The organism is Thalassospira sp. A40-3, assembly GCF_015871485.1.
Lineage (GTDB): Bacteria > Pseudomonadota > Alphaproteobacteria > Rhodospirillales > Thalassospiraceae > Thalassospira > Thalassospira tepidiphila.
Window position 1 is genome coordinate 3,645,341 of record NZ_CP065428.1, and the last position, 19,212, is coordinate 3,664,552.

20 protein-coding genes are annotated in these 19,212 nt (G+C 55.7%); 7 read left to right on the forward strand and 13 right to left on the reverse strand.

Features of this window, described 5'->3' with window-relative positions; translation table 11 throughout:
- Nucleotides 1-69: 69 nt before the first annotated feature.
- Together IT893_RS16730 and IT893_RS16735 are read left to right on the forward strand one after the other, a co-directional pair.
- A complete protein-coding gene (locus tag IT893_RS16730) occupies nucleotides 70-798 on the forward strand; it encodes a YdcF family protein (protein WP_197146055.1) in 729 nt (242 codons plus the stop codon).
- A gap of 87 nt (nucleotides 799-885) precedes the next feature.
- Nucleotides 886-1,689, forward strand: coding sequence for a 1-acyl-sn-glycerol-3-phosphate acyltransferase (locus tag IT893_RS16735; RefSeq protein ID WP_008889152.1), 804 nt, complete (start codon nucleotides 886-888; stop codon nucleotides 1,687-1,689).
- A 115-nt stretch (nucleotides 1,690-1,804) separates the two neighbouring features.
- Here IT893_RS16735 and IT893_RS16740 read toward each other — a convergent pair whose 3' ends face one another.
- Nucleotides 1,805-2,710, reverse strand: coding sequence for a LysR family transcriptional regulator (locus IT893_RS16740; protein WP_197146056.1), 906 nt, complete (start codon nucleotides 2,708-2,710; stop codon nucleotides 1,805-1,807).
- A gap of 116 nt (nucleotides 2,711-2,826) precedes the next feature.
- Between IT893_RS16740 and IT893_RS16745 the strand changes: the two genes are divergently transcribed.
- A complete protein-coding gene (locus IT893_RS16745; protein ID WP_197146057.1) occupies nucleotides 2,827-3,696 on the forward strand; it encodes an SDR family oxidoreductase in 870 nt (289 codons plus the stop codon).
- An 18-nt stretch (nucleotides 3,697-3,714) separates the two neighbouring features.
- On the opposite strand, the gene IT893_RS16750 is transcribed toward IT893_RS16745, so the two are convergent.
- The 6 genes from IT893_RS16750 to IT893_RS16775 all read right to left on the reverse strand — a co-directional run bounded on the left by IT893_RS16750 (nucleotide 3,715) and on the right by IT893_RS16775 (nucleotide 9,248).
- Entirely contained in the window at nucleotides 3,715-4,680 is a 966-nt protein-coding gene (locus IT893_RS16750; protein WP_197146058.1) for a DMT family transporter, read from the reverse strand.
- Nucleotides 4,680-5,240, reverse strand: a complete 561-nt coding sequence (locus tag IT893_RS16755; protein ID WP_120224185.1) for a gamma-glutamylcyclotransferase — start codon at nucleotides 5,238-5,240, stop codon at nucleotides 4,680-4,682. The genes IT893_RS16750 and IT893_RS16755 overlap by 1 nt, the downstream gene beginning before the upstream one ends.
- A 47-nt stretch (nucleotides 5,241-5,287) precedes the next feature.
- Entirely contained in the window at nucleotides 5,288-6,169 is an 882-nt protein-coding gene (locus IT893_RS16760; protein ID WP_008889147.1) for a DMT family transporter, read from the reverse strand.
- Between the two features lie 89 nt (nucleotides 6,170-6,258).
- Nucleotides 6,259-7,224, reverse strand: a complete 966-nt coding sequence (locus tag IT893_RS16765; protein ID WP_008889146.1) for a prephenate/arogenate dehydrogenase family protein — start codon at nucleotides 7,222-7,224, stop codon at nucleotides 6,259-6,261.
- A 1-nt stretch (nucleotide 7,225) separates the two neighbouring features.
- Nucleotides 7,226-8,323 carry a histidinol-phosphate transaminase gene (hisC, locus tag IT893_RS16770; protein ID WP_008889145.1) on the reverse strand — a complete coding sequence of 366 codons (1,098 nt, stop codon included), beginning with the start codon at nucleotides 8,321-8,323 and terminating at the stop codon, nucleotides 7,226-7,228.
- Nucleotides 8,324-8,375: 52 nt separating this feature from the next.
- A complete protein-coding gene (locus IT893_RS16775; RefSeq protein WP_231959620.1) occupies nucleotides 8,376-9,248 on the reverse strand; it encodes a chorismate mutase in 873 nt (290 codons plus the stop codon).
- A gap of 471 nt (nucleotides 9,249-9,719) precedes the next feature.
- Here IT893_RS16775 and IT893_RS16780 point away from each other — a divergent pair, with 471 nt between their 5' ends.
- The 4 genes from IT893_RS16780 to IT893_RS16795 all read left to right on the forward strand — a co-directional run bounded on the left by IT893_RS16780 (nucleotide 9,720) and on the right by IT893_RS16795 (nucleotide 12,800).
- Nucleotides 9,720-10,880 (forward strand): homoserine O-acetyltransferase, encoded by a 1,161-nt coding sequence (locus tag IT893_RS16780; protein WP_197146059.1) that lies wholly within the window; start codon nucleotides 9,720-9,722, stop codon nucleotides 10,878-10,880.
- 2 nt (nucleotides 10,881-10,882) lie between these two features.
- On the forward strand, nucleotides 10,883-11,533 hold the full coding sequence (gene metW, locus IT893_RS16785; RefSeq protein ID WP_064779873.1) for a methionine biosynthesis protein MetW: 651 nt from the start codon (nucleotides 10,883-10,885) through the stop codon (nucleotides 11,531-11,533).
- A 113-nt stretch (nucleotides 11,534-11,646) separates the two neighbouring features.
- Nucleotides 11,647-12,492, forward strand: coding sequence for a hypothetical protein (locus IT893_RS16790; RefSeq protein WP_252723986.1), 846 nt, complete (start codon nucleotides 11,647-11,649; stop codon nucleotides 12,490-12,492).
- Nucleotides 12,493-12,512: 20 nt separating this feature from the next.
- On the forward strand, nucleotides 12,513-12,800 hold the full coding sequence (locus tag IT893_RS16795) for a hypothetical protein (RefSeq protein WP_063088529.1): 288 nt from the start codon (nucleotides 12,513-12,515) through the stop codon (nucleotides 12,798-12,800).
- An 18-nt stretch (nucleotides 12,801-12,818) separates the two neighbouring features.
- Here IT893_RS16795 and moaE read toward each other — a convergent pair whose 3' ends face one another.
- From moaE to IT893_RS16825, 6 genes are all read right to left on the reverse strand, one after another.
- On the reverse strand, nucleotides 12,819-13,274 hold the full coding sequence (gene moaE, locus IT893_RS16800) for a molybdopterin synthase catalytic subunit MoaE (protein WP_197146061.1): 456 nt from the start codon (nucleotides 13,272-13,274) through the stop codon (nucleotides 12,819-12,821).
- 17 nt (nucleotides 13,275-13,291) lie between these two features.
- Nucleotides 13,292-13,843 (reverse strand): CDP-diacylglycerol--glycerol-3-phosphate 3-phosphatidyltransferase, encoded by a 552-nt coding sequence (gene pgsA, locus IT893_RS16805; RefSeq protein WP_040822814.1) that lies wholly within the window; start codon nucleotides 13,841-13,843, stop codon nucleotides 13,292-13,294.
- A 174-nt stretch (nucleotides 13,844-14,017) separates the two neighbouring features.
- Nucleotides 14,018-15,286, reverse strand: a complete 1,269-nt coding sequence (locus IT893_RS16810) for a uracil-xanthine permease family protein (RefSeq protein WP_252723987.1) — start codon at nucleotides 15,284-15,286, stop codon at nucleotides 14,018-14,020.
- A 160-nt stretch (nucleotides 15,287-15,446) separates the two neighbouring features.
- On the reverse strand, nucleotides 15,447-17,384 hold the full coding sequence (gene uvrC / locus IT893_RS16815) for an excinuclease ABC subunit UvrC (RefSeq protein WP_143588672.1): 1,938 nt from the start codon (nucleotides 17,382-17,384) through the stop codon (nucleotides 15,447-15,449).
- Nucleotides 17,385-17,861: 477 nt separating this feature from the next.
- Nucleotides 17,862-18,302 (reverse strand): dihydroneopterin aldolase, encoded by a 441-nt coding sequence (folB, locus tag IT893_RS16820; protein WP_008888328.1) that lies wholly within the window; start codon nucleotides 18,300-18,302, stop codon nucleotides 17,862-17,864.
- 100 nt (nucleotides 18,303-18,402) lie between these two features.
- Nucleotides 18,403-19,173, reverse strand: coding sequence for an SDR family oxidoreductase (locus tag IT893_RS16825; protein ID WP_197146063.1), 771 nt, complete (start codon nucleotides 19,171-19,173; stop codon nucleotides 18,403-18,405).
- Nucleotides 19,174-19,212: the final 39 nt, after the last annotated feature.

Genomic DNA, 19,212 nt, shown 5'->3' on the forward strand with positions numbered 1-19,212 from the left:
CTTGGCCCTCTTTGTCCCCTTGAGGAGATCCGAATTCATGCCAGACCGCCGCTATTCAGGCACGCCTTCATGAACAAGCCCCCGCTGAGTGTGCAACATCGCCGCCGGTTCCGGCGGTTTCGTTTTTTGCTTTCCACACTGATTTTCTGCGCGCTGGTCTGGGCGGCGGGCTTCATCTGGTATGTCGATTACATCCCCAAAACGGTTGAAAACGCGACCCAACGCACCGACGCCATTGTCGTTCTGACCGGCGGCAGCGAACGCCTGTCCGAAGGCCGCCGGCTTCTGGTGCGCGGTCTTGCCGACAAACTGTTCATATCGGGTGTCTATCGCGGTGTTGAAGTCGACGAACTTCTGTCCGTCGGCAAATCCGATCCGCGCCTGATTGCTTGCTGTGTCGTTCTGGGCCATGTTGCTGAAAACACGCGCGGCAATGCGATTGAAACCGCTGTCTGGATGTATGAGGAAGGTTTCAAAAGCCTGCGCATCGTGACGGCCAATTACCACATGCCTCGATCCCTTCTGGAATTCAAAAGCCTGATGCCCGATGTTGAAATCGTCGCACATCCGGTCTTTCCCGATAACGTCAAGGTCGACAATTGGTGGCGCTTCCCCGGCAGCAGCGCCCTGATCGCCAGTGAATACAACAAATACGTCTTTGCCAGCCTGCGCAACGCGTTGCTCAACTGGTTGCCAAACGGTGACCGCGCCGCACTGCGCAGCCCCGGTGATCCTGCGAAGGATGCACCAGACCTTGATGACTATTCCGCCTCAAACGCGGCGCGCAAGGATGGCTGAACAATCGGCATTTTCTGATCGTCATATTGCTGTTACAAAACAGTGAATATTTAAGGTCAGGACCATGGCTGTAAGGAATTTGTCTGAATGATTACCCTGCGCGCGTTACTGTTTAACGTGTTGTTTTTCGGTGGAACGGCGCTTTTGTGCATTGTTCTGTTGCCGCTGATGCTGTTTGGGCGCAAGGCCAATCAGTTCGTCGGCCATGCCTGGTGTCGCCTCATTCAGTTCATGCTGCGCTACTCGGTGGGCATGCGCAAACGCTTCACCGGTCTGGAAAATCTGCCAGACGGTCCCTGCATCATTGTCGCCAAACATCAATCTGCTTGGGAAACCCTGACCTTCCATACGGTGGTTCCTGATCCTGCCTATATCCTGAAAAAGGAACTCACCCGTATTCCGCTCGTCGGGCAGTTCCTGATCCTGTCAGGCCAGATTGCCGTTGATCGGTCGGCGGGCAGTCAGGCCCTCAAAGACATGATCAAGGGTGCTGCCAAGGCGCTTGAGGAAAACCGTCAGGTGATCATTTTCCCCGAAGGCACACGTACCCCGCCGGGCTCAAATCGTCCTTATCACCCCGGGATTTTCGCGCTTTATAAGGCCTTCCCGGATACCAAGGTTATTCCGGTCGCCCTTAATTCCGGCATGTTCTGGGGCCGCGACAGCTTTATGAAATATGGCGGTCGGGTCACCATGGAATTCTTGCCGGCCATGGAACCGGGCCTTGATCGCAAGACCTTCATGAAGGAAATCAAGCACCGCATCGATACCCGCACGCGCGAGCTTGAGGCCGAGGCACAAACAGAATTCCGCCTGCCGACGCTCACCACCGATGATATCGAAGCCAAGGTGGACGACACTGACAGCGTGGATCAAAAAAGCGCGTCTTAACTCTGCCAATTGCAGATATTAAACCAACGACCGATGTGCAATTCGCACCTCGGCCTTTTTCATGGTGGACTGCATCCCGTTTCAAATCCGGCGCAACTTCAGCGACCAACCATCATCAATTTCTGGATGCGTGCCGACAGATATCGATAAAAGCGCGCAACGGTGCAGGGGCCGACCGGCTGGGATAATAAAGACGCGGACCCTCCATTTCCGGCCAACATTCAGGCAGAACAGGCACAAGGTTTCCAGCCGCGAAGTCTTCTTCCAGCCAGTTGCGGAAAGTATGGATGATCCCTACTCCCGCGTGGGCAAAACGAAGACCCGTATCAACTGCAGCAACGCTTAGTACCAGAACATTGGATGGCTCCACCCGAACCGATCCTTGTGCGCTCATAATATCCCACGGTAATAGTGGGCCCCCATCAAGGCGATAGCGGATCGCATCATGATGTATCAAGTCTTCCGCTGTGTCAGGCATCCCGCGCGCTTCCAGATACGCCGGGGCCGCGGCCAACGCCATCTGCTGGCGACGCGGACCAATCGGAATAGAAATCATATCCTGTTCCAGAACGCTGCCATAACGAATCCCGGCGTCACAGCCCTCTGCAACGATATCGACAAGATCGCTCTCCACGACGATTTCAACCTCTACGGCTGGATGGCGCACACGATATTCGGCAATCAGCGCAGGAAGAATGTCGCGCATGACCGCACCGGGTACGTTCAGCTTCAACCGTCCCTGAACCTGACCACCGAGGGCCTTCACCTCGTTACAGGCCGCATCCAGTCCCGAAAGCAATGGATCGACACGATCCACAAGCACTTTGCCCGCATCGGTCAGATGCAGGCTGCGTGTCGTTCGGCGCAAAACAGGAATGCCCAATTGCTCCTCAATCCGCGAGACCGTCGTACTGACATTCGAGGCGGCCATACCAAGCCGTCGGCCAGCAGCACGAAAGCCACCTTCGCGCACAACCGCGACCAGGACAGTCAGATCATCCGCAGAAACACCGTTCTTCATAGAGAACAACCTGTTCAGAATTTACCCACTTAATTCGATAATCCAGAACAGTCATCCTGTCGACGACAAATCCAAGAAGCGTCCAGTGGCGCGCCAAGGTAATTGGAGATCAACCAATGTTCATCGTAACAGGGGCCTCGGGAAAACTCGGCAGCCTTATCGTCGAAGCGCTAAAGCGCCTCGTTCCAGCCCATCAAATCAGTTTGAGCGTCCGCAACCCCGAAAAGCTTCCTGAACGGCTAGCCGCGGGCGTTCGTGTCAGGCGGGGCGACTACAACGATGCCGACAGTCTTCGCCATGCTTGGGCGGGGGCCAAACGACTATTGCTGGTATCATCCAATGCCGGGGCAAGTGGCGACAATCCGCTCGATCAGCATGAAAAAGCAATTTCAGTGGCAAAGGAAATCGGCATCGAACGTGTGTTCTATACCAGTCAGGTATCAAGCAACCCACTCTCTCATTTCCCGCCGGGCCGTGATCACGCCGCGACTGAGGCGATGCTAGCGGACTCCGGCCTGGCATGGACTTCAATGCGCCACGGCTTTTACGCCGACAGTATTCTGAGCATGCATGAACATGGTTTTGCCACTGGCACGCTGACTGGCCCCGAGGATGGCAAGGTTGCCTGGGTAACCCACGAAGATCTGGCAGAGGCTGATGCACGGCTGCTAAGCGGGCATGAAACCATCGAAGGCATCACACCGCCCCTCACCGGAAATCACGCCCTTGACCTTGCAGATCTGGCACAGATGGCAAGCGCGGTCACAGGCAGAACCATCGAACGTCAGATTATCGGTGAAGATATGATGCTCGAAAGCCTGCACCGCGCAGGACTCTCAGGAAACGTGCTTGAAATCATTATCGGTTACTACCGTGCGGCCAAGGCTGGTGAATTCGAAACCGTCGACCCAACACTTAGTCGCATACTGGGGCGTGATCCGCGCCAGATACCCGATTTCCTTAGCGAAAAAATGCCGCGCACCTGATCCCACAAATGTTCGCATTCAGGTCGGCTTTGCCACCCGCCTTTTACGTGTCACAAGCCAGATACCCGACACGATCAAAACAATCCCCGCCAGATGATAAAGATGCAGCGCCTCACCCAGAAACGCGATGGCAAGGCCGCTTGAACAGACCGGGATCAGATACATGAACACCCCCGCCTTGGCCGGGCCGACCAACGACACACCCCTGTTCCAGAACATGTATCCCAGAAACGCCGGACCCGCCCCGATATAGAAAATCTTGAGCATATCGGGCCAAACCGGATCAAGGCTGGTAAAGAACGGCTTTCCATCGACCACCAGCGCCCAGATATAAAGCGGCGTTAAGAAACACAAACCGATCAGGGCCGATACAAATACAAGGCTTAGCGGATGCACACCCTTGGGCGCGCGTTTCAAAAACATCGAATAGGCCGCCCAGACCATGGCCGACATCATCGCCAGCACATCGCCCAGAACAAAATCCATTCTGGCAAAGACTGACGGGTCGCCCTTGGCGATAATCGTCGCGGTTCCGGCCCCGGCCACCAGCACGCCCAGCCATTGGCCAAGTCGTGGTTTGTCTGCCGTCAAAAGGGCTGCAAACAACAACACCCAGATCGGTGTCGTCGCGTTCAGAAGGCCGGTATTGACCGCCGTGGTGTTATAGGCCGCCAGATAAATCACCACCGAAAACAGGAACACACCGGTAAAGCCGATCAGGAACATCGACAATTTGTGGTCCGCCATGATTTTCAGATCGCGACGCAGATATTTAAAGCAGAACGGCAACAGCAAACAGATCGCAACGATCCAGCGCCAGAATGAAAGTGCCTCGAACGGGACCGTTTCATTGATGCCGCGCGCCACCACGTGGTTTGACCCCCACATCAACGAACAGGCCACCAACATCAGATAGGCCATCGTCAGTGGCGTCTGCGACCCGCTCTGGGTGGCAGAAACAGTCGTTCCGTTTGACTGGCTCATCAGATTCCCGCCCCCATATTGATCTCGCCATATTCGCGCCGCACCAGATCCATCAGATCGTGCAGGGGCGGATCAATGATGCCCATTTCATCAAGATGGCGCACCGTGTTTTCCAGATATTCAAGGTTCGGCCCGACATTGCCATGGGCCGCAACAATGATTTCAACCGCGGTGCGGACCGGCAGGTTACCGGCATATTGTTCATGTGTCGGATCGGCGACATAGGTGTGCGCAATCACCGTGCGCCCGTCTGCAAGCTCAACCTCGACATCGGCGGGGATATAGGTGTTGGTCACAAGTTCGCGCTCATCAAGATAGGCCTTCACCTTTGACCAGTTTTCCTCAGCAATGAGAAACGCGTTGCCAACACATTCCCCGCCCTTGTTCAGGCCAAGAACCAGCCCCGGATTTTCCGGCGTGCCGCGATAATGATGGGAATAGATACAAAACGACCGGTGATAGCCGGGCAGCAACGCACGTGCGCACTCGACAAATTCAAAGCCCGGCCGCCACAACAGCGACCCGTATCCAAACACCCATTTTTCGCGCGCGTCGCTCACGCATTCCTCCGCTAACTAGCTTTCTGATCTCTTAGAATTACGCGAAACTAACGCTTCATGATCACCAATGCCACCCCAAGGGCGGCAATTGCAAACCCGGCGAAGCCAAGCACGCCAAGTTGCTCGTCAAACAGAAGCCACGCAAAGAACGCGGCTGTCGGCGGCACAAGGTAGAACATGCTGGCCACACGTGTGGCTTCGCCCTGCTTGATCAGAACCATCAACAGCATGATCGCCCCGATGGATAAAACCAGCACCAGCCACGCCATCGCCAGAATGAAGTCCATGCTCCATTCAACATGCAGCGGCTCCTTGAACAGCGCGACAACGCCGACAAACACACTGGCAGCAACATATTGAACGACTGTGCCGCTCATCAGTTCCATGCCCGTGCAAAAACGTTTCTGATAAAGGGTGCCCGCAGTCATGCCAAACAGCGCAAAAACCGCAAGCCCGATGCCAAACGGCGTAATGCCAACACCATCGCCAATCTTGGGCAGCAAAACCAGCGCCACCCCGATCAGACCCAGGATCAACCCGCCCCATTGGCGCATCGAAACCCGTTCGCCCAAAATGGAACCCACGACCGATGCGGTCACAACCGGCTGCAAACCAACGATCAATGCGGCAAGCCCGGCGGGCAACCCGGTATCAATCGCCCAGAACACCCCGCCCAGATAAACACCATGCACCAGCACCCCGGTGGTGCCGATATGGGCGGCCTCACGCCAGGTTTTTGGCCATTTCGCGCCCATCAGGAAGATCACCGGGATCATCAGGATCAGGACGATGACAAATCGGACAAAAAGGAAAACGAACGGATCTGCATAGGGCAGGCCAAACTTGGCACCCACAAAGCCCGTGCTCCACAGGAACACGAACACAAATGGCATGATCCGGGCGAACGCCGGATGATTGGTGGCAGACATTTCATTCCCCTAAGGTCGGTCCGTAAAGCTTGGTGGGGCTGCTTGGTGGACCGCACAGGATGACCGACAGAATGCCGGTCACTCCCAAATTACTCAGCAGGCTTTTTCTTGCTCTTTTCGTCGCTTTTTCGGTCTTCGCCTTCGGCCGAGAAATTGGCGAAATACTGACCGGCATCAACAATGCCGCGGCGAATTTCACGGGTGCGCGAAAACAGCTCAAACAGCTTGTCGCCCTCGCCCCAGCGAATGGCGCGTTGCAAGGCCATCAGGTCTTCCTGAAAACGTCCCAGCACATCAAGCACCGCTTCACGGTTATTCAGGAACACATCCCGCCACATGGTCGGATCAGACGCAGCAATACGGGTAAAGTCACGGAAACCGGTTGCGGAAAACTTGATCACTTCCTGACGCAGCGCATCTTCAAGATCGGTTGCCGTTCCGACAATCGTGTAGGCAATCAGGTGCGGCAGATGCGATGTAATGCCAAGGATACGGTCATGATGATCGGCATCCATGCATTCAACATACATCCCGCAGGCTTCCCAAAGGGCTTTGACCTTGGCAATCGCAGCTTCGTTTTCGCCCGGGATCGGGGTCAGGATGCACCAGCGTTCCTCAAACAGTTCCGGAAAACCGGAATCCGGGCCGGAATGTTCGGTCCCGGCCAACGGGTGACCGGGCACGAAATGCACACCCTCATCCAGATGCGGGGCAATATCGCGGATGACCGATTGTTTGACCGAACCAACGTCGGAAACAATCGCACCTTTTTTCAATGCACCAGTCAATTGTGCCCCAATGGCTTCATTGGCACCGACCGGAGCACACACCATAACCAAATCCGCATCGCCAACCGCCTGCTTGATGTCGCAATAGGCCTCATCGGCAATGCCAAGTTCAAGTACCCGGTCACGGGTCGCTTCTGATCGGACCGCGCAGGTGATTTTGTTGGCAAGGCCGTCACGCTTGATGCGACGGGCCATTGACGAGCCGATCAGGCCCATGCCGATAAAGGCGACAGTTTCAAACAGCGGTTGGGATGCAGTATTGGTCATTTTATGCGTTCACAAAGTCTTTGATGGTCTGCAGGCAGATTTCCATTTCTTCCTTCGTACCGATGGAAATACGAAGCATCTGCGGCAGGCCATAGGCACCGATTTTGCGCGGGATCACGCCACGGGCCATCATGAAATCATTGGCAGCATCGGCGTTCTTGCCTTCTTCTGCCGGGAATTCAACGAGAACGAAGTTGCCATAGCTCGGATGTGCCTTAAGGCCCGAAATCGCGTTCACCTCGTCGCGGAACCACGAAAGCGTTTCCGCATTGTGGCGCACGCATTCATTGACGAAATCATCGTCATCAAGGGCGGCGGCACCGGCTTCCTGGGTCGGCAGCGGCACGTTGAACGGGTTGCGCAGGCGTTGCAGCACATCGGCAATCGCCGGCGGCGCATAGCACCAACCCAGACGAATACCACCAAGACCATAGATCTTGGAAAATGTGCGGGTCATCACGGTGTTGTTGCCTGCTTTCACAAGCTCCTCACCGGCCGAATAATCTTCCTGACCGGTCATGAACTCGGCATAGGCCGCATCAACCACCAGAACGATGTCTTCACGCAGGCCATCGCGCAGGCGCTTCATTTCGGCATCCGAAATATAGGTGCCGGTCGGGTTGTTCGGGTTGGCAACAAACACGATCTTTGTTTTGTCCGTCACCGCCGCCAACAGTGCATCAACATCGGTCGTCATGTTGGTTTCAGGCGCGGTTACCGGCGTTGCACCAACGCCCATGGTCGCAATCGGATACATCAAAAAGCCGTGCTGCGAATACAGCACTTCATCACCCGGACCGGCATAGGCGCGGATCAACAGGGTCAGAAGTTCATCAGAACCGTTACCGCAAATAAGCTGATCAAATTCCAGACCGTATTTTTCGGCCAGCTTGTGACGCAGAACGTCGCAACCGCCATCCGGATAACGATGCAAACGGGTTGCCGTGTTACGCAGGGCTTCCATGGCCTTGGGGCTCGGGCCGAGTGCGCCTTCGTTCGAAGACAATTTGATCACGCGCTGAGCACTGTCAGCACTGGATTTACCGCCTTTGTACGGCGCGATATCAAGAATTCCGGGGCGTGGGGTGGGCGCAGACATCAGGTATATTCTCCCTGGGGAAATTGCAGCCAGTCGCGGCTGCCAAGCATGTTTAACTCAGTGCGTCTTCGGCAAGCGGCACGGCATAGGCCCCAACAACCCGCAAACTTTCGGGGCGAAGGCCTTGCGCGTCCAGTGTGCTCTGAAACGCATTGGTGCGATTACAAAAGAATCCCGGCACATCAACAAGCACAAAACGCCGATCCGTCGCCTCATCGTCAGAAAAGCCAAGGATTACCGATCCGTCGATGCCATCCGCAATTTTTTTGCGCACGGTATCCATCGAAATCTCTTTGGACAGGCTGACCACAAACAGAGTCCGGTCATCGCCACTGTCTTCAAGTTCAATCGCGGCCAGAACGAAACCTTCGGTATCTTCGCCGCGTCCAACCGGGCGACCGCCAAAGGGCAGTTTTGAAACCACCCGCACCGGGCTTTGTTCGCTCAGATGGACCCACCATGGCTGGGCCTCGCCCAGTTGCGGTTTGGGAAACACACCAACCGCCGCCCGACCGTCTTCAACGGCGTTGAACGCTTCGCGCGGGGTATCAAATTCAATGATTTCGTTAAGGCACCCGAAATTCAGGCGTGCCAGTTCCCAGCAATCCAACCCGTCAGCATTGCGGCCAAGTGCCACCGTATACGGCGCTTCAAGGCGGGTTCCGGCTGCGATCATTTCGCGCCAGATCTGGATCAGGGCGGTTTTGGGAAAGGCCCCTTCATGACGTTCAACAAGCGTGCGCATGATGCGGGCTTCACGGGCCGGGCGATAGGGCACCTTGACCTTGCCACCCGCCGCGATCATCCGGTCCTTGTAGGCCCCGACGGCCTGCACAACCTTTGTCCGGCGAATGATCAGCGACTGCAAAGCCTGATCGATCTCGTCGATCTCTCCGCGCAGCTCATTCAGGTCAAGATTTGCCAAATTTTTATCGTCAGACGCCATAATCTACTCTTCTTTTGAACGGCGCACAGTATTAGGACAGGGCCGCAGAAATGCAAAGAAAAGATTGACTAACCCCGGCTCTGCTTCATAGCTAGGGTCAGGACTCATTAATTTGGTTTCAATGGTTCATCGGATTTGTGCGGATACGCGAAGCAAAGCCGCAGGAAGATATGTATCTTTCAAGGCTTTGCGACAAAGTAGGCCGTGCAAATCCGATGAATCCGAAGGACAGACGTTATATTTGCAAACTCCGGCGTCAAATCCCTTGCGCGGGGAGCCACCCCGCTCTACGGCATTTTCCTTGGATTTCACAAATATAACGTCTGCCATTGATATCAAATTAATGGGTCCTGACCCTAGAGAACTAATTTCCGTAAAACCGACGATGAAAGCATGGCGCGTTGTCGGTTTGCCCACGGAAACAACGAATAACCAAGGAAACCGCAATTCATGTCCACCGCGACCAACACGGAAAAGCGCCCCCCGCTTCCAGGCCACCACATGGTGCTTGGCGAAACGGAAAAGCTGCGCCTTGATAGCGGTGTGGAATTCGGTCCGTTTACCCTGGCCTATCAGACCTACGGCGAACTCAATGCCGACAAATCCAACGCGATTCTGGTCTGTCATGCCCTGACCGGGGATCAATATGTTGCCGATGATGTGCATCCGATCACCCGCAAGGAAGGCTGGTGGTCCGAAATCGTCGGCCCCGGCAAGATCATTGATACCAACAAGTATTTCGTCATCTGCAGCAACGTGATCGGCGGCTGCCTTGGCAGTACCGGGCCCAAGGAAATCAATCCGGCGACCGGCAAGCCGTGGGGTCTTGATTTCCCGGTGATCACCATTGCCGACATGGTGCGTGCGCAAACCATGCTGATTGACGCGCTTGGCATCGACATGCTGTTTGCCGTCATTGGCGGATCGATGGGCGGCATGCAGGTTCTGGAATGGTGCAAAAGCTATCCCGAACGGGTTTATGCCGCCGCCCCGATTGCGACCTCGTTCCGTCATTCGGCGCAAAATATCGCCTTCCATGAAGTCGGGCGTCAGGCCGTCATGGCCGATCCGGACTGGTGCGGGGGCAATTACCTGCTGGAAGGCAAGAAACCGTCACGCGGATTGGCTGTCGCGCGCATGACCGCGCACATCACCTATCTGTCGCAACCGGCCCTTCACCGCAAATTCGGGCGCAAGCTGCAAAATCGTGGTGCAATCACCTATAGCTTCGATCAGGATTTCCAGGTCGAAAGTTACCTGCGCCATCAGGGCAAAAGCTTCGTCGACCGGTTTGACGCCAACAGCTATCTCTATATCACCCGTGCGATGGATTATTTCGATCTGTCGCTTGAATATGACGGGCGACTGGCCGAGGCGTTTCAGGGCTGCAAAACCCGGTTCTGCGTCATTTCGTTTTCCAGCGACTGGTGCTTTACCACCGCCGAAAGCCGGATTGTCGCCCATGCGCTCAATGCCGCATCGTGCAATGTCAGTTGTGTCGAGATTGAAAGCGACAAGGGCCATGATGCGTTCCTGCTTGATGAACCCGATTTCCACATGGTGCTGAGTGGCTTCATCGAAGGTGCCGCCGAAGGCCGGGGGCTGAAATAATCATGAATGAGACTTTGAATCCAAACAGCGCAGCCAACGTTGCGCATAGCGACCGCATCCGTGTCGACCTGCAACTGATTGCCGACATGATCGAACCGGGCACGCGCGTGCTTGATATTGGCTGTGGTGACGGCGAACTTCTGGGCTATCTCACACGGACCAAAAAGGTTGATGGCCGTGGGCTTGAGCTGTCCAACGAAGGGGTGCGCAACTGTGTCGCACAGGGACTTCCGGTGATGCAGGGTGATGCGGATCGGGATCTGCGCGATTACCCGGACGGGGCGTTTGATTATGCCATCCTCAGCCAGACCTTGCAGGCAACCCAGCGCCCGAAAGAGGTGCTGTCGGAATTGCTGCGCATTGGCACCAAGGCGATTGTGTCCTTCCCGAATTTCGGCCATTGGCGTGCACGGTTTGATTTGATGTTCCGGGGCCGCATGCCGCAGAACCCCAACCTTCCGATCATGTGGTACGAAACGCCAAACATCCATTTTTGCACGGTTTTGGACTTCGTTGCGCTGTGCAAAGAGATGGATTTGACGATCGAACGGTCGATGGTTCTCAATGAAGCGGGATCGAAGCTCAGCCTCGGCAGCCAGACCCGATTTTCCAACTTTTTGGGCAATCAGGCACTTTTCATGCTCAGCAAATAATCAGATCGATTATTCGTTTTCATTGAACAATCGCCCCTGCCCGATCACAAACTGATCGCGTCCCCGTCTGAAATCTGATGCCCGATCGGGCAACTTCATCAGACGGGGCCGATATGACCAATTCAATCCTCATACAATTTGTTCGCCGTACTTTTCTGATCGGTGCGATCACCCTGCTTGCGGCCTGTTCGCAGAAGGCCGAGACGCTGAAACTTTCGGTCACCCAGTTTGGCAGCGCGACCGAGCAGGCGTTCGATCACTATGACGCGGCCTATAGCACGCAATTTGCCCCCTTCCCGAAATCCGACACGGCAAAACGCAGCGCGTTTGTCACCAACATCACCGATTTCACCGGCACGATCACACCGGCCAATATCGATACCTTGCTTGATCCCGATGCGGTGAAGATTGATCCAAGCGTCGCGCGCCAGTGGCAGGATACGCTGAAGGGCCTCCGCAGCCAGTATCAGCAGTTTGTCGCGATTTTCGATAATATCGAAGCCGGATCGGCATTCGGTGCATCGGCGGTCACAGAATCCGGACCCATCTTGGAAAAACTGCGCGCCCAGCTTGCCACCATCAGCGAAGAATTTGCGCGCACCCCACCGCAATTCCTGACCCGGCGCAGCACCCTGATTGCCGAACTGAACCTGATCCGCACCAAGGACCACAACAACCCCGAGGCCGAAAGCCTGTTGATCGAGGCCTGGTGGCAGCAATGGAATAGCCTGATCGCCGCCGAACGCGCGATGCAGACTGATACTCTGCGCGCCTTTGTCACGGCCTCAGCCCTTGGCAGCAGGTTGCAGGGACAGATCGACAACTATGCCAAGCTTGATGTCGGGTCGCTGATTACCGCAGTCGAAGACGGCATCAAACTTTCCAGCCAAATCGGCAAGCTGAGCCCAGCCGAACTGGTCACCCAAGGCACCGGCCTGCTTGAAACCGCAACCAACTAGATAAAGAGGGAGATTTCACGATGAGCCAGACACTCGGTGCCCTGATTGCCGATGCACAGGAAGCCTATGCCACTGCGGCTGTGACCTATCAGGGGGCAACGATTGACCAGAAGGTCAAATCCAAACCCGCCCTTGATAAGGCCGCCAGTCAACTGGTCGCCCTTCAGGCCAAGCAGCTTGATGAAGCCAAGGAAGTCGACGCCGAGGACGAAGCGGCGATGAAGCAATTGCGCCAGCAGGTCAACAATGCCGCAACCTTGCAAACCGGGCTGATGACACTGGTTGCGGTGCTGACGAAATTTATCTGATGGGCCGCTGTCGGGCAGTTATTTCCAGCGGTCGGCATCGGCATCATCGGATGCCTTTGCCGTCACCCATTTATCACCGCCATCCGGGGTTTCTTCGCGTTTCCAGAACGGTGCGCGGGTTTTAAGAAAATCCATGATGAAGTCGCAGGCCTCGAACGCGGCACGGCGATGGGCCGAGAGCACGATCACCAGAACGATGCGTTCACCGGGCAACATGCGGCCAAAGCGATGAATGATGCGAATATCGTCAAGCGGCCAGCGATTGGCGGCCTCATCGGCGATCTTTTCAAGTTCGCGTTCGGTCATGCCGGGATAGTGATCAAGCGTCAGGGCCGAAACATTTTCGCCGCCATGAATATCGCGCACCAGCCCGACAAAACTGACCGCCGCCCCGATATCGGTACGACCATCGGTCAGGGACGCAAGTTCGGCGCCCGGGTCAAAATCATGTTGCTGAACAGAAACGCGTGACATGGTCGCCGTCCCGTTAATCAATCGAGGTGTTTAAGACCGGTGCGCAGATAGATATAGCCGGTCTGAACCGTGACGATCCCGGCAATCCACAGCAGGATATCACCAATCAGGATCGAGGGGATCAGATCGGGTGATGCGTCGCCGACCAGAAGGAAGCCGATGGCGAGAATCTGGGCCGTGGTTTTCCATTTGGCAAGGACGGTGACCGGCAAGGGCACTTTAATCTCGGCCAGATGTTCACGCAGGCCCGACACCATGATTTCTCGGCACATGATGATCACGGCGGGCAATACCGCCAAACCAGAAATGCGTTCAAAGGCCACCATCATCATCAATGCGGCAGCCACCAGCAGCTTGTCGGCAATCGGATCAAGGAACCGACCGAGCGGGGAGACCACATTCATCGAGCGCGCCAGATAGCCGTCAAAGAAATCGGTCACCCCGGCAAAGGCAAACAGGGCAAAGCCGATCCAGTTGCCAACCGGACCATTGATGTAAAACGACGCAATAAGCGCCGGAATTACGAAAATGCGCGACATGGTCAGCAGATTGGGAATCTGGTTCTTCATAAACGGGGCCTGTTTGACGGATTTTACGGCAATGACATCAAGGCCCTGATGCGCAATCGCCCAAGGCCGCGCAATTATTAAAGACTTGAAGCACATACCACAAGGGCCGTGTTGATGACGGATTAGCGTCAGAACACGGCCCGTGCGATTTATCATCTCATCGCGTCTGCGCGATTATTCTGCCGCGACATCTGCCTCGGCCGGATGGGCGGACTTGCCGCGTCCGATGCTGAGCGCCTGATAGAGGATGATGGCCGCCAGGGTCGCGGTGCCGATCCCGCCCATGGCAAAGCCACCGAAATTGACCGTGAAGTCGCCCGCACCAAAGATCAGCGTGATGCCCACCGTAAACAGGTTGCGCGGATCAGAGAAATCAACGCGGTTATCGACCCACAAACGGATCATGGCAGCAGCAATCAGGCCAAAGACCGCAACACCCAATCCGCCCAGAACCGGGCCCGGAATGGTGTGCAGCAATGCGCCAAATTTCGGCGAGAAACCAAGCAGGATGGCAATCACGGCGGCAATGACAAAGATCAGGGTCGAAAACACGCGGGTAACGGCCATAACACCCATGTTTTCAACATAGGTGGTCACCCCGGTACCGCCGCCCGATCCGGCCAGCATGGTTGCCAAACCATCGCCGACAAAACCACGGCCGATATAACGGTCCATGTTCTGTTTGGTCATGCCGCCAATCGCCTTGATATGGCCGAGGTTTTCGGCCACCAGAATGAAGGCCACCGGCGCGATCAGGAACATGGCAGAACTTTCAAAGCGCGGTGCGACAAAGGATGGCATGCCAAACCACGCGGCCTGGGAAAGTTCGGTAAAATCAATCGCCGGCATCAGGCCAAAGCCATTGCCCAGAACCAGAACCAGCACATAGCCCGCCATAATCCCGACCAGAATGGAAATCCGACGCAACGCAATCGGCGCATAGACCGAGACAAAGGCCACCGACAGCAGGGTCAGCAGAGCGACCAGCATATGCATGTTATCACCCGTGATGCCATTGATCCCGACCGGGGCGAGGTTCAGGCCAATCGCCGCACCAACCGCACCCGTGACCGCAGGCGGCATCAGTTTTTCGACCCAGCCAGTCCCGGTTGCCATGACGATCAGGCCGATCGCGACATACAGCGCGCCAGCAGCAATAATCCCGCCAAGGGCCCCGCCGATATCGGGGTTTGGTCCCGATCCGGCATATCCGGTGGCGGCAATGACGACGGCGATAAAGGCAAAGGACGAGCCCAGATAACTGGGCACACGGCCCGCCGTGCAAATAAAGAAGATCAGGGTACCGATACCGGAAAACAGGATCGCCAGATTGGGGTCAAACCCCATCAGAAGCGGCCCAAGGATGGTCGCCCCCGACATGGCAACAAGATGCTGCAAACCCATCGGGAACATAGCACCCCAAGGCAGACGTTGATCAGGCATGACTGTGGAAGACCGGGTCACAGACCAGGAAGGAAAATATCGCATTTATGGCAAGCCGATTATTTATGGACGTTTCGCGCGAAAATGCCCCGCCGGGCGGCAGGGCGTACCGGGTATCGCGCCAAGGGCAGCAAAAAGCAAGATGCCATCCGATGCTTTTTTAGTCGTTGCTGTGGAAATGGTCGTAAATCTTGCGCGCCAGGGCGGCACTGATGCCATCGACGGCCTCGAGATCGGACAGGCCGGCATCGGCCACCCCGCGGGCGGAGCCGAAATGGTGGAGCAGTGCCTTTTTGCGCGCCCCGCCGACACCGGGGACTGAGTCGAGCACGCTTTTGCCCATCTGTTTGCCACGTTTGGCGCGATGGGTGCCAATCGCCCAACGGTGGGCCTCGTCGCGCAGACGCTGAATGAAATAGAGCACCGGGTCTTTCATATCGAGGCGTACCGGGGCCTTGCCGGGGATGTGCAGCACTTCCTTGCCGGCATTACGATCAACACCCTTGGCGACACCGACCAGCATGACGTCCTCGATACCAAGGTCTTCGAGCACTTCACGTGCCACGCCAAGCTGGCCCAAACCGCCATCAATCAGACACAGGTCCGGCCAAGTGCCGTTTTCGCGGTCCGGGTCTTCTTTTTGCGCCCGGGCGAAACGGCGGGTTAAGACTTCGCGCATCATGGCAAAGTCATCACCCGGCGCGATATCGCCCTTGATGTTGAATTTGCGATAGGCGTTTTTCATGAAGCCTTCGGGCCCGGCGACAATCATGCCGCCGACCATGTTGGTCCCCTGGGTGTGGGAGTTATCGTAAACCTCGATCCGTTCCGGCGTGCTTTCGAGATCAAGCTTGTCAGCAAGGTCTTCAAGCAATTTGCGCTGTGTTGCACTTTCGGCCAGACGACGGCCAAGCGCGTCCTTGGCGTTGGTCAGGGCATGTTCGACCAGTTTGCGTTTGCCGCCGCGCTTGGGCACGAGCAATTCGATCTTGCGGTCGTTATTGATGCCAAGCGCGTTTTCGACCAATTCCTGACCTTCGATTTCATGCGACAGGAAGATCTGTTTGGGGGCCGGTTTATCGGCATAGAACTGCCCGACAAAGGCCGAGAGGATTTCGGGGATTTCAGCCGACTGTTCATGACGCGGGAAGTAGGACCGGTTGCCATAGTTCGAGCCCGAGCGGAAGAAGAACACCTGCACACAGCTTTGCCCGCCTTCCTGATGGAGCGCAATCACATCGGCCTCTTCGACACCTTCGAGGTTGATGTCCTGATGGGAGCGTATCTGGCTGAGCGCGCGGATGCGGTCGCGATACATCGCGGCCTGTTCGAATTCCATCTTTTCAGACGCATCCATCATGTCGGCTTCGAGCTGCTTGAGGATTTTCTGGCTGCGTCCGGTCAGGAAGTCGCGGCAGATATCGACAAGCTCGTCATATTCCGGCTTGGAAATGCGATCGACACAAGGGGCGGCACAGCGTTTGATTTGATAAAGCAAACAGGGGCGCGAGCGGTTGGAAAACACCCCGTCGGTGCAGGAGCGCAGCAAAAAGGCGCGTTGCAGATGGTTGATGGTGTTGTTGACCGCCCAGGCCGAGGCAAACGGGCCAAAGCAACTGCCATCCTTGGCGCGTGCGCCACGATGTTTGACGATGCGCGGATAGTCGTGATCCTCGGTGATCAGGATATAGGGGAAGCTTTTGTCATCGCGCAGCAGGATGTTGTAGCGCGGCTTGAGCTTCTTGATCAGGTTGGATTCAAGAAGGAGCGCCTCGGCCTCGGTATGGGTGGTGATGATTTCCATCCGCACCGTCTGGGCCACCATGCGGGCAATGCGGATCGGCAATTGCATGATACGGGTATAGGCGACCACGCGTTTCTTGAGGTTCTTGGCCTTGCCAACATAGAGCACGCGTTCCTTGTCATCGATCATGCGATAGACACCCGCCGAACCCGGCATGGTTTTCAGCGCATTTTTGATCGCCTCCACCCCGCGTGCTGCCCCGCCGTCGATTTTATCACCATCAAGCGACAAACCGATTTCCCGTTTCGGGGCATCATCCCCGGTCGGGTTTTCGGGGGAAACAGGTGGCTTCATCAAGGCACTCCGAGATCAGGAGAATCTGTTGAGGTTAAAGTGCAGAGCAACAGAGTCTAAAATACATTCAAAGTTGTGACGGCCGTCACAGGCAAACGCGATTTGAAACATAGCTGAAAAGATTAACATCGCAACCGCGCCGAGGGGAATCGCCATGCCAAAAAAGATGTCCACCACGACTGTGGATAACTATGTGGGTAATCGGGGGGTGACTTCCTGCACCCCTTGAGAGTCTTAACGTTCTATGAAGTGCACAATTATTGAGCAAAACAGTTAAGTTATTGATTTAAAACAATAAAAATACTGTCAACGTGAAATCATTCGGTAATAGAGTCGTAAAAAATGAATATTTTCCTTTGAATCATATTCGCCAGATGCTTGTGAATAAGCGCCATAGCGATTCGCGCCAGAGGAATCAAAGAGTCCCTTGGATTGGCCGTCTGGAAAAGTAAATTTTTTCTGGAAATCGCGTATCGATCAGCGCGCGATATTGTGGCGTTCGATTTCCACACCAACCGCAGCAGCATCTTCAAAAACGTCGAGCTTTTCAACCCTGACGATCACCTTGCGGACGCGCGGATCGGCAAGACACATGTCGGCGAGTTTTTCCCCAAGGGTTTCCACAAGGTTGGTGTGACCATCCTGGCAGATGCGGCGCGTGCCGACGACCAGATCCTCGTAGCTCAGCACGGTGGTGATATCATCATTCTGAACACCGTCTCCTTCGAGCACGGCAAGGTCGAGATTGATGCGCACGCGTTGCGGGGCTTCTTTTTCGTGTTCGTAAACACCGATGGAGGTGTGAATGATCATGTCACGCACGAAGACACGGCGCAGGTTGCCTGCACGATCTGCATGGGGCACATCGGCAAAGGGCAATGTCGTAATTTTGGCATCCTGTTTAAGGCCTGCGGTCATATTCCGGTCTTCCTTGTGCTGCTTTGTTGCGGGTGCCTTAAAAATCACCACGCAATTCCGGCCCGATGTCTGGCAGCGATTTAATGATCACTGCCGGGCATCATTCGTTGGGCGCATCTTCTTCGCCACTGGGCGCCCAATCGAGGTGCTGCCCGCCGTCAAGCGCTAACATTTGCCCGGTGATGGCCGGCGCGGCAAGGAAAAATCGAACCGCGTCGCAAATCTCTTGCGGGTTTGTCCCTATTTTCAGGGGTGTTTTTTCGCACTGCGCGTCGAAATCTTCCTGTGTTTGTCGGCTACTAGGCAGTGCCGGCCCCGGCCCGATGGCATTGACGCGAATTTTTGGCGCAAGGGCCAATGCCAGCGTCTGGGTCAGGGTCCAAAGGCCGGCTTTGGACAGGGTATAGGTCATGAAATGCGGGGTCAGGTTCCAGACACGCTGATCAATCAGGTTGAGGATCATGCCCTGACAGCCGTCTGGCAGATGCTTTGCAAATTGCTGCGAGAGGATAAACGGCGCGCGCAAATTGGTTTCCATATGCAAATCCCAGCTTTCGCGGGTTGCGGTTTGCACATCATCAAATTCAAAGGTCGAGGCGTTATTGATCAGAACCCCGATCGGGCCAAGTTGCCTGGTCGCATCGGCAACCAATTGATGGGTTGCATCCTCGTTGGTCAGATCGGCCGAAACGACGCAGGCCTTTTGGCCAAGGTCACGGACCTCGTTGGCGACAGCTTCGGCGTCTTGTTTCGAGCTGTTGCAATGAAGGGCGACGTCATAGCCGTTGCGCGCCAGATCCAGGGTCAATGCACGACCGATGCGTTTTGCGGCACCGGTGATCAGAACGGATTTCGGGAATTGACCTGTCATTGTTGCCTCGATCCTTCGCAAAGTGTGCGGACCATCATG